This window comes from Halotalea alkalilenta, assembly GCF_001648175.1.
GTDB lineage: Bacteria > Pseudomonadota > Gammaproteobacteria > Pseudomonadales > Halomonadaceae > Halotalea > Halotalea alkalilenta_A.
This window is the reverse complement of record NZ_CP015243.1, coordinates 4,092,462-4,106,646: the sequence shown is the minus strand read 5'-3', so window position 1 is coordinate 4,106,646 and position 14,185 is coordinate 4,092,462. Positions and strand designations below refer to the sequence as shown.

General features: G+C 65.8%; 12 protein-coding genes. 7 read left to right on the top strand and 5 right to left on the bottom strand.

What is annotated here, in order from left to right; all coding sequences use genetic code 11:
• Window positions 1-36: 36 nt before the first annotated feature.
• Window positions 37-1,632 carry a gamma-glutamyltransferase family protein gene (locus tag A5892_RS18375; protein ID WP_064124025.1) on the top strand — a complete coding sequence of 532 codons (1,596 nt, stop codon included), beginning with the start codon at window positions 37-39 and terminating at the stop codon, window positions 1,630-1,632.
• Window positions 1,633-1,641: 9 nt separating this feature from the next.
• Here A5892_RS18375 and A5892_RS18370 read toward each other — a convergent pair whose 3' ends face one another.
• Window positions 1,642-2,247 carry a LysE family translocator gene (locus A5892_RS18370; RefSeq protein WP_064124024.1) on the bottom strand — a complete coding sequence of 202 codons (606 nt, stop codon included), beginning with the start codon at window positions 2,245-2,247 and terminating at the stop codon, window positions 1,642-1,644.
• Window positions 2,248-2,365: 118 nt separating this feature from the next.
• Between A5892_RS18370 and A5892_RS18365 the strand changes: the two genes are divergently transcribed.
• Window positions 2,366-3,766, top strand: a complete 1,401-nt coding sequence (locus A5892_RS18365; RefSeq protein WP_064124023.1) for an aminotransferase-like domain-containing protein — start codon at window positions 2,366-2,368, stop codon at window positions 3,764-3,766.
• 4 nt (window positions 3,767-3,770) lie between these two features.
• On the opposite strand, the gene A5892_RS18360 is transcribed toward A5892_RS18365, so the two are convergent.
• The 3 genes from A5892_RS18360 to A5892_RS18350 form a co-directional block, all read right to left on the bottom strand.
• Window positions 3,771-4,835, bottom strand: coding sequence for an ion transporter (locus A5892_RS18360; protein ID WP_082890555.1), 1,065 nt, complete (start codon window positions 4,833-4,835; stop codon window positions 3,771-3,773).
• 30 nt (window positions 4,836-4,865) lie between these two features.
• Window positions 4,866-6,212: an MATE family efflux transporter gene (locus A5892_RS18355; protein WP_064124022.1), complete on the bottom strand. Its 1,347-nt coding sequence runs from the start codon at window positions 6,210-6,212 to the stop codon at window positions 4,866-4,868.
• Between the two features lie 144 nt (window positions 6,213-6,356).
• Window positions 6,357-7,487, bottom strand: a complete 1,131-nt coding sequence (locus tag A5892_RS18350) for a M20/M25/M40 family metallo-hydrolase (RefSeq protein WP_064124021.1) — start codon at window positions 7,485-7,487, stop codon at window positions 6,357-6,359.
• A 245-nt stretch (window positions 7,488-7,732) separates the two neighbouring features.
• On the opposite strand from A5892_RS18350, the gene A5892_RS18345 reads away from it, so the two are divergent.
• The 5 genes from A5892_RS18345 (at window position 7,733) to A5892_RS18325 (ending at window position 12,776) form a co-directional block, all read left to right on the top strand.
• Window positions 7,733-8,338 (top strand): helix-turn-helix domain-containing protein, encoded by a 606-nt coding sequence (locus tag A5892_RS18345; protein WP_064124020.1) that lies wholly within the window; start codon window positions 7,733-7,735, stop codon window positions 8,336-8,338.
• Window positions 8,339-8,676: 338 nt separating this feature from the next.
• On the top strand, window positions 8,677-9,501 hold the full coding sequence (locus tag A5892_RS18340) for an ABC transporter permease (protein WP_064124019.1): 825 nt from the start codon (window positions 8,677-8,679) through the stop codon (window positions 9,499-9,501).
• Complete coding sequence (locus A5892_RS18335; protein ID WP_064124018.1) at window positions 9,502-10,311, top strand: ABC transporter permease; 810 nt, start codon at window positions 9,502-9,504, stop codon at window positions 10,309-10,311.
• A 57-nt stretch (window positions 10,312-10,368) separates the two neighbouring features.
• On the top strand, window positions 10,369-11,559 hold the full coding sequence (locus A5892_RS18330; RefSeq protein ID WP_064124017.1) for an ABC transporter substrate-binding protein: 1,191 nt from the start codon (window positions 10,369-10,371) through the stop codon (window positions 11,557-11,559).
• Window positions 11,560-11,660: 101 nt separating this feature from the next.
• Window positions 11,661-12,776 (top strand): ABC transporter ATP-binding protein, encoded by a 1,116-nt coding sequence (locus A5892_RS18325; RefSeq protein WP_064124016.1) that lies wholly within the window; start codon window positions 11,661-11,663, stop codon window positions 12,774-12,776.
• A 50-nt stretch (window positions 12,777-12,826) separates the two neighbouring features.
• On the opposite strand, the gene A5892_RS18320 is transcribed toward A5892_RS18325, so the two are convergent.
• Window positions 12,827-14,119 carry an NAD(P)/FAD-dependent oxidoreductase gene (locus tag A5892_RS18320; RefSeq protein ID WP_064124015.1) on the bottom strand — a complete coding sequence of 431 codons (1,293 nt, stop codon included), beginning with the start codon at window positions 14,117-14,119 and terminating at the stop codon, window positions 12,827-12,829.
• Window positions 14,120-14,185: the final 66 nt, after the last annotated feature.

The window sequence follows — 14,185 nt, the reverse complement described above, 5'->3', positions numbered from 1 at the left end:
CTTCGCTTCGAACCACGACACCAGGAACTCGCCTAGATGCTCAACGCCACCGTCGCCCCGCGCGGTCTCGCCGTCGCCCCTCACAGCCTCGCAGCGCAAGCGGCGCTCTCGATTCTGCGCGAGGGCGGCAACGCCATCGAGGCGATGGTCGCCGCCGCCTCCGCCATCGCGGTGGTCTACCCGCATATGAACGGGATCGGCGGCGATGGCTTCTGGCTGGTGATGCCGCCCGACGGCGAGCCGGTGACGATCGACGCCAGCGGTCCGGCGGGCAGCCTCGCCACCCTCGATCGCTACGCCGGGCGCGAGCGGATTCCGTTTCGCGGCGCGGATGCCGCGCTGACCGTACCTGGTACCGTCGACGGTTGGCGGGTCGCGCTCGAGCTCGCCGGTGAGCTCGCCGAGCGGCCACCGCTGCCGCTGCCCCGGTTGCTCTCGGATGCCATCCACTACGCTTCCCAGGGCATGCCGGTGACCCACTCCCAGGTCGCCGCGACCCGGGCCAAACATAGCGAACTCGAGCACATCCCAGGCTTCGCCGAGAGCTTCCTGGTCGATGGCCGAGTGCCGCAAGAAGCCAGCCTGTTCAAGCAGCCGAAGATTGCGGCGACGCTGTCACGGCTCGCGGCGAACGGGCTCGACGACTTCTACCGCGGCGAGCTGGCAGGCTCGATCGCCGCCGATATCGGCCGGCTCGGCATGCCCGTGACCGCCGCCGACCTCGCAGGCTACCGGGCACGCCGTGGTACGCCGTTGAAGCTTGCCCACAGCACCGGTGAGATATTCAATCTCGCCCCGCCGACCCAGGGGCTGGTCTCGCAGATGATCCTCGGCATCTCCGACCGACTGGGGCTCTCCACGGTCGAAGCCGACAGCGCCGATCACATCCATGCGCTGGTCGAGGCGACCAAGCGCGCCTTCGCGGTGCGCGACAGCCAGATCACCGATCCCGCCTGCATGCGCATCGATCCCCAGGCATGCCTTGAGAGCGCGGCGCTCGATCGCGAGGCGGCGGCGGTCGACATGGCGCGGGCGGCGCCCTGGGGAGAGGGCAAGGGGCCGGGCGATACCATCTGGATGGGCGTCATCGACGAATCCGGCCTCGCGGTGTCGTTCATCCAGAGCATCTATCATGAGTTCGGCAGCGGCGTGGTGCTGCCGGGCAGCGGGATCAACTGGCAGAACCGGGGGGCCTCGTTCAGCCTCGACCCTGGACATATCCTTGCGCTGGCTCCGGGCAAGCAGCCGTTTCACACCTTGAATCCCGCCGCGGCCCGGCTCAGCGACGGTCGCACCCTGGTCTACGGGACCATGGGCGGCGATGGCCAGCCCCAGACCCAGGCCGCGGTATACAGCCGCTACGCGGTGTTCGGCCAAGGGCTTCAGCAGGCGGTGAGCGCACCGCGTTGGCTGCTCGGACGCACCTGGGGCGATACCAGCGACAGCCTCAAGCTCGAGTCGCGCTTTCCCCAGGCGGTGGTCGAAGCTCTGGCCGAACGCGGCCACGAGGTCGAGCTGCTGGCGCCGTTCAGCGAGACCATGGGCCACGCTGGCGCTGTGGTTCGTCACCCCAATGGCGTGTTGGAGGGTGCCTTCGACCCGCGCAGCAACGGTGCCGCCGCGGGGTTCTGAGCTCGCAGGTCAGGCCGCCAGCACCGGCCAGAGCGAGGCGAGCAGCAGCGCGGCCATGGTCAGGTTGAAGGCGCGCATCCGCGAAGGCGTCTCCAGCCAGACCCGTAGCCGCTCACCGGCCCAGGCCCAGCAGCCGACGCTCGGTAGGTTGACCAGGCAGAACAGTGCGCTGATCAGCAGCACGTTGAAGAAGTGGTCCTGGGCCGGAACGAAAGTAGTCACCGCACCGATCGCCATGATCCACGCCTTGGGATTGACCCATTGGAATGCGGCGGCGCCGAGGCTGCTCATTGGGCGTGCGGTGCCGAGCTTAGCCGGCTTTGGTGGCTGAGCCGGGGCGCTTGCCAGCCGCCAGGCGAGCCAGACGAAATAGCCCGCGCCGAGCCAGCGCAGCAAGGTATCGAGCAAGGGCCATCGAGTGAAGGCGGCACCCAGGCCGAAGCCGATCATCGCCACCATCAGCGCGAAGCCGAAGCTGATCCCGAGCATGTGCGGCACGCTTGCGCGAAAGCCGAAATGCACGCCGGAGTGAAGCAGCATCAGGTTGTTCGGCCCCGGTGTGATCGAGGCGACGAAGGCGAACAGTACGAACGAGAGCAGCAGGGTGGCAGTCATGGTGGCGATTCTTTTGTATGGGTTCAATTTTCGATAAAAGGCCCAATTTTTCTTTTAATTGCGCCATTTTTTCGAGCATAATCGAGTCAATTCCTAACGCAATCGGATTATTGTCACCATGACGATATGGACGCCGCTGCTCGCTCCCGACAGGCCCCGCTACCGTGCGCTGTGCGAAGCGATCGGCAAGGCGATCGCCAGCGGAGAGCTGCGCGAGAACGACAAGCTGCCGCCGCAGCGCCAGCTCGCCGATCGCCTCGGGGTCACCGTCGGTACCGTGACGCGCGGCTATGCCGAGGCCGAACGCCGGGGGCTGGTCGAGGCCCGGGTCGGTAGCGGCACCTATGTTTCCTCCAGTTCGCTCGCCTCGCGCCAGCAGCTTTTGGTGCCCAACGCCTTCGAATACGCGCCTTCGACGATCGATCTGAGCCACGCCCATGCGCCGCCTCATCCCGAACGTGCCGCCGGCCTGGCGCGGGCGATGGAGCGTGTTCGCGCACGGGCGGAGATGCTCGAAGCGTCGATCAGCTATCAGCGCGAGCAAGGGCTGCTCGAACACCGCCAGTGCATCGCCGGGTTCATGGGCGAGATCGGCCTGCCGGTGGATGCCGAGGAGCTGCTGCTCACCCAGGGCGGGCAGCACGGCATCTTCGTCGCCCTGGCGGCGATGCTGCGCGCGGGCGAGCGGGCGGCCAGCTGCGAGCTGACCTACCCTGGCTTCCAGGGCGCCGCGCGCCAGCTCGGGATCAAGGCGCTCGGGGTGGGGGAGGACGCGCAAGGCATCGACGTGGCGGCGCTCGAGCGGCTCCACGCCCAGCAGCCGCTGAAGCTGATCTATGTGATGCCCGACCAGCACAATCCGACCGGGCGGTGGATGTCGGAGGCGCGCCGCTGCCATCTGGTGGAGGCGGCGCGGCGTCACGACTGGTGGTTGCTCGAGGATGGGGTGCTCTATCTACCCCAGGCGCTCAGGGGCTCGCCGCTCTATCGGCTCGCCCCTGAACGTACGCTCTATCTGTTCTCGTTTTCGAAGATATTCGGCGGTGGCCTGCGTCAGGGAGTGATGCGGATGCCCGATCAGGCGGCGATCCGCCTGCGCGGGGCGCTGCGGGCGCAGAGCTGGATGACACCGCCGTTGATGAGTGCGCTGGTCTGTGCCTGGATCGAAAGCGGTGACGCCGCGCGGATGCTCGAATGGCAAAATGCCGAGCTCGAGGCGCGCTACGACCTCGCCCTCGAACGCCTGGCCGGCTACTCGCCGCGCGGCCAGCGCGGTTCGACCTTCCTCTGGCTCACCCTGCCGCTGGATCAGCGCGCCGGCCCGCTGCTCGAGCGGCTCGCCGCCGAGCGGATCCTGTTCACCCCCAGCGAGCCATTCTGCATCGGCCACTCACCGGCACCTCAGGCGGTGCGGCTATGCCTGGGGGCCGCGCGCGACCGCGAGACGCTGGCTCATGCCCTCGACCGCCTGGTGGCCCAGCTCGAGACCCCGCAGGAGCTGCCGCTCGAGCCGCTTTGATCCATCAGCCGTAGCGCTCTTTCCAGCGCTGGAGCTGGATCTCGTCCTTGAGCACTTCGAGCACGTCGATCAGGGTCTCCTCCAGCCGGCCGTCGCTGAGCGCGGGGTCTGCGAGCGCGCGATCGAAGACGTCGCCAACCAGCCGTTCGGTGGCGTGCTGGAACTGATCCGAGGAGAGCGCCTGGTTGGAATCCCGCACCAGCCGCTGGATCACATCGATCAGGCTGCTTTCGAGGCTGCGCGCCAGGTGGTCGCCGAACGGCAGCCCCTTGAGCGTGCGCAGGCGCGGGTTCTCGTCGAGCACCTTGCGGGTGCTCGAGATCAGGTAGCGCTCCAGGTCGCCGCGATGCCGGTCGCGGGCGAAGGCCACCAGCCCGTTCAGCCGCTCGCTGATCACCCCCACCAGCACATCGCGGCGTGGCGCGAGCACCTCGTCGATCATCCGCTTGGGTAGACTGTCGCCGAGGCGGATCTCCTCCTGGGCGCTGGTCATCAGCTTGATCGCGATGCGATCGGCAAGCTCCTCGAGCGCGACCTGGTAGTACTTGTTGAAGAAGCGATAGATCCGCCAGTCGCGGATCTCGATCACGCCGCGCCTTTGCAGCCGCGCGACCAGGCCGATCACGCGCAGTATGCGCAAAAAGCGCAGTCCCGCGATCGGCAGGCTGCCGAGTACGTCGTACCAATGTACGAAAGGGTAGAAGAACCAGCGGTGGTAGCGCCGCTCGAGGATCGCCATGGTCCAGCCGCCGATCAGGTCGATGACGAAGATGGCGACGAAGATCAGATCGATGCGGGTGGCGTTGGCCGAGAGCCATCCACCCGCTGCGTTCAGCGAAGGGGAGAGGGCTTCCAAAAGCGCCGGCAGCGCGGTCCAGCGGTAGAGCGTATCGAACAGGATCAGTCCCAGGCTCAGGCAGACCACAATGATGATGATCGCGTCCCATATATCGTGGAAGCGCGCGCGGGCCGGGCTGACCGGCGGGGGCTGGTAGGCCTTGAAACGCTTGCGTGCTCGCTCGCCCAGAGCGGGATCATAGCCGCGGCGGTAGGGATCGGGGGGCTGCATGGGCGCGTGCCTCTTCCTTGAGAAATGGATTCAAGCGCTGTCGCGCCAGGCGCCCTTGCGCCTGCGCAGGTAGATCGCGCCGAGGCTCACCGAGCGGGTCAGGGTGAACAGGCTGAAGGCGAGCCACAGCCCATGATTGCCGAAACCCTGCAACAGGTACCAGCTCGGCAGGTAGATCGCCAGCGACAGCAGTAGAGTATCGCGCATCGCCTTGGTTTCGGTGGCACCGATGAAGACTCCGTCGAGCAGGTAGCTCCACACCGCGATCAGCGGCATCAGCGCGAGCCAGGGCAGGTAGTCGCGCGCGGTCGCACGCACCTCTTCGATGCCGGTGAGCAGGTCGATCATCCACGGCCCGGCCAGCGCGAACAATGCCGCCGCAGCGATCGCGGTGTACAGCGAGAAGCGCGCGCAGGCACGTACCGCAGCGGCGAACTGGTCGAACCGGCGTGCCCCCACCGCGCGCCCGGTGAGCGCTTCGGCGGCCTGGGCGAAGCCATCGAGGGCGAACGAGGTCAGCATCACGAACTGCATCAGTACCGCATTGGCGGCGAGCACGGTGGTGCCCGCCTCGGCCCCGCGCGAGGTGAAGAACGCGGTAGCGAAGAGCAGGCACAAGGTGCGTACGAAAAGGTGCCGGTTGACCTGGAACAGCGCGGCGTAGCCGGCCAGTCCGCGCAGCGCCGCAAGCGTGAAACGCCCAGCCAGCTCGCGGCCGCGTGAGCGGACCAGCCACGCCGCCAGCGCGAGGGTGGCATGGTCGGCCACCAGGGCCGCCCAGGCGACCCCGTCGCTCTTGAGCCCGACGCCGAGCACCAGCAGCAGGGTCAGGGCGATGTTGAGCAGATTGCCGAAGACCATCAGGATCAGCGTCGCCCTGGCATTCTGCTGACCGAGGAACCAGCCGATCACCACATAGTTGGCCAGCACCGCCGGCGCCGAGAGGATCCTGATTCGCGCATACTCCGCCGCCAGCGCCTGGACCTCCGCCTCCCCGCCGAGCAAACCCAGGGTGAAGGGAATCAACCAGGGTGAGAGCACGATCAGCACCATGCCGATCGACGCCGCCAGCGCCAGCGACTGCAGCAGCAGCGCGCGCACTGAAGCGGCGTCCGAGCGCCCATGAGCCTGGGAGGTCAGTCCGGTGGTGCCCATGCGCAGGAAGCCGAAGGCCCAGAACAGCAGGCTGAACAGTGTGGTGCCGAGGGTCACCGCACCAAGGTAGCGCGCATCCGGCAGATGGCCGATCACCGCGGTGCCGATCAGCCCGAGCAGTGGCACGCTGACGTTGGAGAGGATGATCGGCCAGGCCAGGCGCCAGACCGAGTGGGAGGAGGCCGCGGCGGCGGGGGATGACGGAGAAGAAGGACGCGCCAAGAATACCTCTGGATCGATAGCGAGCGAGGCGCCCGCTCCCGACCGTCAAGGGTCGGGGAGCGGGACGCATCGTCAATTCAGTGCAGAGCATTCTAGCCGCTGGGTGGTGCAGGTGCGCGGTTGGCGTTGCGCCGCTGTCCGGCTTCAGCGCAGCCGGGTCAGCAGCCCAGCCATCAGGCGCGCGCGCTCGACCAGGCTATCTACCTCGATATGCTCGTTCAGGGTGTGCAATCCCTCGCCGCGAACGCCCAGACCGTCCAGGGTGGGAATGCCCATCGCGCCGGTGAAGTTCCCGTCCGAGCCGCCGCCGACGCTGTTGGCGGTGATCTCGAAGCCGATCTCGCCCGCGATCTCCCGGGCCACGTCGAACAGTGCCATGGTCTCGGCGCCGGGTTTCCATACTGGCCGGGTCACGCCCCTGGTCACCTCGAACTCGACGCCATTGGCCTCGCCCGACAGCTCGAGCATCATGCGCACCCCTCGCTCCAGATCGGGCTGCCGCTTGGCCATGCTCAGGGCCTCGGCGTCGCAGCTCGAAGACACGCAGTTGACCCACTGTCCCGCTCGGATCACGCCGACGCTGAAAGTGCAGTCCTCGGAGGTCATCGCCTCTATCTGCAGCAGCCGACGGGCCATCTCCGCGATGGCGGAGCGGCCCTCGGCCAGAAGCGAGCCGGCATGGCTCGGTCGTCCGCGGGTTTGCAGGCCGAACCGGGCGATGGCGTAGCGGCCGGTGATCACGCCTCCGTCGGGCATCGCAGGCTCGGGAATCAGCACGTAGCGATGCTTGGCTGCTTCGGTCTCGATCAGCTCGCGGGTCGAGGGGGTGCCGAACTCTTCGTCCGGGGTGAAGAGGAAAGTCACTGGTAGCGGCGTCTCGATGCCCGCCCGCAGGATCTGCTTCATGGCTTCCAGGCTGGCATAGTTGCCGCCCTTCATGTCCATGATGCCGGGGCCGTAGCACAGCGCTCCCTCGCGCCTGAAGGGCAGTTTGTCCAGCGTGCCGAGGGGATGGACGGTATCCAGGTGGCCCGCCACCAGTATTCCGGGGGCGCCGGGGTTGCGGTGCGGGAAGCGTGCCCTGACCGAGCCGCCGAACCCCTTGCGCCCGGGTATGCGCTCGATACTCGCGCCCGCGGCGGCGAGGTCGTAACTGGCCAGATCCATCATCCGGTTCACCGCGGCGGCGTCGGTGGTGGGGCTTTCGCACTCTACCCAGGACTTGAGCCCGCTCAGCATCTGCTCGAGATCGAAGGGAAGGTTAATCGGTGACATCATCGGTTCCTGTATCTTTGCCCCATCACCTGTGCACGCAAGAGGGGCGGGGGAGGGTGGCCCTGACGCTCGGTATGGTGATTCAGCCAGGCCGCTGCGCTCGCCGTATGCCGACGGGGCGCAGTGGGAGCTGGCGTTGGTATCGGTGGCTCAGGCTTCATTCGCTGGCCGAATGGTGGTTTCCATCTGATTGAAATTATTGTTCTATTATTTTAGTATCAGAAAAATATTCAGAAGGGAAGACGATGCGCGCAACTCAGCGCCTGCCGGCGCAGGAAAAGGACACCAATGGCGGGCTCGGCATGCGACTGCGACTGCGCCGCAAGGTGCGCAGCATGTCGCTGCAGGAGGTTTCCAGCCTCGCCGGCATCTCCATCGGTCAGCTCAGCCAGATCGAACGTGGCCTGACCATGCCATCGATCAACTCGATGACGGCGATCTGCGCGGCGCTGGAGATGCCGGTGGCATGGCTGTTCGACGATGCGGGAGCCCCGCAGGACGACCCCGACGATGGCATCGTCGTGCGTCATCGCCGGCGCCGGATTCTCGATCTCGGCGAGAAGAGAACGGTCAAGGAGCTGCTGACGCCGGATGCCTGTACCGGGATCCAGATGTGCCGGATGACGCTCAAGCCCGGCGGTAGCACGGGCGATACTCCCTACAATCATCCCCAGGGGTTCAAATGCGGCACCGTGCTGTCTGGGACGGTGATGCTCGAGGTCGATGCCAAGCCCTATCGCCTCGAAGCGGGCGACTCTTTCGCCTTCCCCGCGACCTGCATGATTCGTTTCTGGTGCGTCGGCGATGAGAACGCGGAGATGATCTGGGTGGCGAGCCCCGCCTCTTACTGACCCGGGCCGGCCGGGACCTGCCGGCTCGCTCGTTTTCCTCGCGCCCTGCCGCCGCTTCACCTGCCCCCCTGCGCTGCGTCCCGGTGCCTGCGTCCGAGCGATGGGGGCGCAGGGGCTGGTCCTCCGGTCACTGCCTGTTTCCTCTTTTGTGAAATTTCATACTTATAATTTCACTCTTTACAAAAACTCGGGACTCCGGTATCAGTTAGCAAGCAGCCACGCGATGTCCATCGCAGGACGTCGCTGGTGAAGACCTTCACGGCCAAAATTCCAATAAGGACAACTTCGTGACGATGGCCTTGACCAAGCACTCATCCCGGCGTCGCGGTAGAGCCGCCATGCGGTTCAACCGCACTGCGCTGCTGATCCTGCCGCTGATCGCCTTCATCGCGCTCTTCTACCTGACCCCGGTGTTCAGCATGCTGCTGCGCTCGCTGGAGAGCGGCGAGGGCTGGTCGCTGTCGGCGTTCAAGGCGGTCCTCTCCGACAGCGCCTTCTGGCGGGTAATGCAGATCACGATGACGATCAGCCTGATCACCACCGCGCTCTGCCTGCTGCTCGGATATCCACTGGCTTACTTCATCGCCCGGACCAGGACCAGCGTCGCCAACATCCTGCTGCTGCTGGTGCTGATGCCGTTCTGGACCTCGATCCTGGTCCGCACCTACGCGTGGATGGTGCTGTTGGGGCGGCGAGGGGTAATCAACGACACGCTGGTCAACATCGGCCTGCTCGAGCGCCCGATGCAGCTGCTCAACACGCGCACGGCGGTCTACATCGCGATGGTCCATGTGCTGCTGCCCTTCGTCGTGCTGCCGCTCTACGCCACGCTCAAGTCCTTCGACTGGCGTCTGGTCGACGCCGCCAAAGGCTTGGGCGCGGGTCCTTTCGCCACCTTTCGCCAAGTCACCTTGCCGCTGTCCATGCCGGGTGTCGCCGCCGGTGCGGTACTGGTCTTCACCTTGTCGATCGGCTTCTACATCACCCCCGCCCTGGTGGGAGGGCCGCGGGACATGATGATCGCCCAGTTGATCGAGACGCAGGTGCGCGGATTCAACTGGAACATCGCCGCGGCGATGGCGGTGGTGGTGTTGGCGGCGGTGCTTATGATCTGCGCGCTCTTCGTCCGTATTGTTCCGCTCAACCCGTTGATGAGGCGATAAATGGGACGCTTGGCAGGCTTTTCTCTCGGGCTCGTATCGGCGTTGATTCTGGCCTTCCTGATCGCGCCGATGGTGATCGTGGTCATCTTGTCGTTCTCTTCGGCGCGGTTTTTGCGCTTTCCTCCTCCGGGTCTCAGCCTGCAGTGGTACCAGGAGTTCTTCTCCTCCTACGCCTGGACCAGCGCCGCCACCATGAGCGTCGGTGTCGCCGTCGCGGTGACGCTCTTGTCATTGGCGCTGGGAATTCCCGGCGCGATAGGCCTCATGCGCGGCAGCTTTCCTGGGCGTCGGCTGGTGGCGGCGATGATCCTGTCGCCGATCATCGTTCCCGGGATCATCGTCGCGATCGGGCTCTACTACACCTATGCCGACTATCGACTGATCGGTAATCCGATTGCGCTGGTCGTCGGCCATACCTGCCTGGCGGTCCCCTTCGTGGTGATCACCGTCGCCAATGCGCTCAACGGTGTGGATCCGCGCCTCGAGCAGGCCGCGCGCAATCTGGGTGCTTCGCCTTTCGCGGCGTTTCGCCAGGTCACTTTCCCGCTGATTCGTCCAGGCGTCCTGGCGGGCGGGATCTTCGCCTTCGCCACTTCCTTCGATGAGCTGCTGATCGCGCTGTTCGTCTCCGGCTCGGACGCGGTCACCCTGCCACGGCGAATGTGGGACCAGATCCGCTACCAGTTGGAACCCACCATCGCCGCCGCCTCCAGCCTGCTGATCGTCGTCACCCTGGGCTTGATGATCGTCGCCGAACTGCTCAGGCGGCGCACGGAACGCTTGCGTACCCAGGAGCAGGAACGAACCTGACCACCGAGGCCGCTCGGGAATCGTCGGTCGAACAACAACCACAAAGAGGATGTCCAGATGTCCGATGCCAGACTCCGCATCATCAACCGGCTCTTTGCGCTGATGTCGTCGCAGCCGCCCCATGTCGCCGACTTCACCCGTCGTCAGTTCATCGGGGCGGCGGCCAAGCTCGGCCTGACCACGGCGGCCGCGACCCAGATGACCAGCATGTTCGCGCTTCCCGCCCTGGCGCAGGAGGTGACGCTGCCTGAGATCACCTCGGTGCCCGACGCGCTCAAGGGCAGCGGCGAAGTCCGCTATTGCTCCTACGGCGGCGCGCTGCAGGAGGCCCAGCGCAGGGCCTATCTGCAGCCCTTCACCGAGTTGACCGGGATCCGCGTGATCGAAAGCGAAGGGCCGGATTCGGCCAAGATCCGGGCGATGGTCGACACCGGGAACTACGAGTACGACCTGTGCGAGTTCGAAGGCGCATCGGTGCTCAACCTCCAGACCAAAGGCGATTATTTCGAGGAGTTCGACTATTCCCTGTTCGATACCGCCAACATCCCCGAGCACTATCTGAAGAAGCACTATTTCCTGATGCTTCCCTATGCCCAGATCATCGCTTTCCGCCCGGACGCCTTCGATACGCCACCCGCCAGCGCCCAGGATCTCTGGGATACCGAGAACTTCCCTGGCCCCAGGTCGCTGCAGTCCGGCGGCGGCGGGCTGAGCCCCGACCTGGAGATCGCCCTGATGGCGGCGGGTGTACCTCCCTCCGAGGTCTATCCCATCGACATGGACAAGGCCTTCGCCAGCCTCGAGAAGATCAAGCCCGACGTGGTCAGGTGGTGGGAGGCGGGGGCAATTCCCGCCCAGCTGCTCAGCGATGACGAGGTGGTGATGGCCACGGCCTGGAACGGACGCGTCGATGCCGCCCAGCGCGCGGGCGCGCCGATCGAGATCATCTGGCGTAACCAACTGCTGCGTAACGATTGCTGGGCGATCCTTAAGAACGCTCCCAACCGTGAGAATGCGTTGAAACTCTCGGCGTTCATGAGCATGGCAGCCCCTCAGGCGCGGCTCTCCTCGCTGATCTCCTACGGCTTCATCAACGATGGCGCCGAGGCGCTGCTGCCGGCGGAGCGGCTCAAGATGCTGCCGACCTCGAGCGAGTACATCGATGAGCTGATTCCCTACGACGATGTCTGGTGGTCGCAAAGCTACGACGAACTCTCGAGCCGCTGGGCCAGGTTCATCCTCAGCTGAGCGTACGCTCCGATGCGAAAGGCCCGCTGCGCTGCGCGGCGAGCCTTTCGCGGGATCATCTTTCGACCGGATCGAGAAAAGCACAATAGAAGGGGGCCGGCATGCTGCGGGCAGGTATCACCGAGGTGACGGGCAAGCGCGCTGGAGCGGCGATCAAGTTCGAGGGCATCCACAAGCGCTATGGTTCGAGCGTGGCGATCGAGCGGCTCGACCTGGATATCCAGCAGGGAGAGTTCATCAGCCTGCTCGGCCCGTCGGGCTCGGGGAAGTCGACGCTTTTGATGATGCTGGCGGGATTCGAGCAGGTCAGCGGCGGACGGATACTCATCGATGACTGCGACGTCACTCTGCTCCCGCCGGAGCGGCGCGGCATCGGCATGGTGTTTCAGAACTACGCGCTCTTTCCGCATATGACCGTGGCCGAGAACATCGGCTTCTCGCTGCGCCAGACTCGCACCTCCAAAGCGGTCATCCACGACAAAGTGAGCAAGATGCTCGACCTGGTGCAGCTGTCGGGCTTCGAGAACCGCTACCCACAGCAGCTTTCGGGAGGGCAGCAGCAGCGCGTGGCGATCGCGCGCGCGGTGGTCTTCGACCCCCCGGTGCTGCTCATGGACGAGCCGTTGAGCGCGCTCGACAAGCAGCTGCGCGAAGCGATGCAGCTGGAGATCAAGAGCCTGCACGACCGCTTGGGCATCACCTTCATCTACGTGACCCACGACCAGCGCGAAGCACTGGTGATGTCGGACCGCGTGGCGCTGTTGAACGACGGCAAGATAGAGCAGATCGGTAGCCCCCGCGAGCTCTACGACCGTCCATGCAGCCGGTTCGCGGCATCGTTCATCGGCGAGGCCAACTTCCTCACCGTGGAGGTGACCGGCGCCACGGCAGCGGGGTACTACGATGTGCGAATGTTCGATCGTACCTTCACTGCGCGCGGCGGCGACGGCGCGAGGCTGGGTCCGGCGCAGTGCGTGCTGCGCCCGGAGAAGATCCATCTCACCGCAGCGTCCAATACGCTCGATGCCGCTGAGAGCCAGATCGAAGGGATCGTCACCTCCGCTCTGTTCATGGGCGAAAGCCTGCGCTACACCGTGGAGGTCGGCGGCTGTTCGCTGACCGTATCGCAGCCGCACCGCAGCGGTACGCCGACCCTGGCACCCGGCGAGCTCGCCAGGTTGCACTGGGCGGTGGACGATTTCCTCTTGGTGGTGTGAAGACCCCGCGCCTGGCGCCTGGCGCATGGCCGGGCCGGGGCCTTGCCTTTTCAATGCTTGAACAGGTCTCCCGCGCGGCCGAGCAGCATCCGCGCTTCGGCACCTACGCGCCAGAACGGCTGGAATGGCATCGGCTTGAGCCGGGTGCGAATTGGAAAGTCCTGCTCGTCACTCCCGTTTGACACGATCCGCCGACTGATCAGCCGGCCGGCCACGGTGGCCATCGCAATGCCGCGGCCGTTGTAGCCCAGCATCAGGTCGGCGTCGGGCTCGGGCTCGGTCCAATGCGGATAGTGGTCCTCGGTGATCGCCACCTGGCCGTACCAGTGCCAGGGCCAGGAGACCCCTTCGAGCTGGGGCCAGAGTCTCTTCGCATAGCGGATCAGGTGGGCATAGTCATCGAGGCTGGTGGCGTCGCGCTGGGGGCCGCGCCCTCCCATCACCAAGCGCCCGCCATCATCGACGCGGTAGTAGACGACGTCCCAGGCGGACTCATACAGCGCCGCGCCGGACGGCATCAGCGTGCGCAGGATTTCGTCCGGCAGCGGTTCGCTCGCGGTCACATAGGTATAGATCGGCGCGATGGTACGCTTGAGCTTGGGCCATAGGTCCCCGGTGTAGCCATTGGTGCCCACCACCACCCGGGCGGCCTTGACGCTGGCCTTGGCGGTGCGCACCACCCAGCCCGCGCCTTGGCGCTCGATCGATAGCGCCGCGCTTTGGCCATGCAAGCGCGCGCCAGCGAGGATCGCGGCGTGAGCGAGGCCCCGGGCATATCCCAGCGGGTTGATATGGCCGCCGCGGTGATCGAGCATCCCACCCAGGTAGCGCTCGGTACCGGTGAGCTTTCGCATACCCTCCGCGGAGACCAGCTCGACCGGCATGTTGCGGCGGATGCACTGCGCCGACAGCGTCTGGATGTCGCGCAGCCCGGCGCTGTCGATCGCCGCACGAATGGTGCCGGTGCGCCGGGGGGCGCAGTCGATCTGGTGCTTCTCGATCAGATCGAAGACCTCGGCTGGCGCAGCGTAGGAGAGCTCGACCATCCGTTTGCCGAGTTCGGGGCCGAAGTCCCGCTCGACCTGGTCGGGGGCCCATTTCAGCCCCGGGTTGACCTGCCCGCCATTGCGGCCCGAGCAGCCATGGCCGATGTCATGGGCTTCGAGCAGAACGCAGGAAAGCCCGGCTTCGGCAAGATGCAGCGCCGTCGACAGGCCCGTGTATCCGCCGCCGACGATGACCACATCGGCGCTGACGTCTTGGCTGAGCTGCGGGCTTTCGGGGGGCGCGATCGCCGTTTGACGATAGAGATTGTTGATGCCGAACCGATCGTTGTCTTTCATCATGGGCTCGCGGTGAAATCGCCATTCATCGGGAATATGGCCAGGAGGCCCTGGCGGTGATCGTCC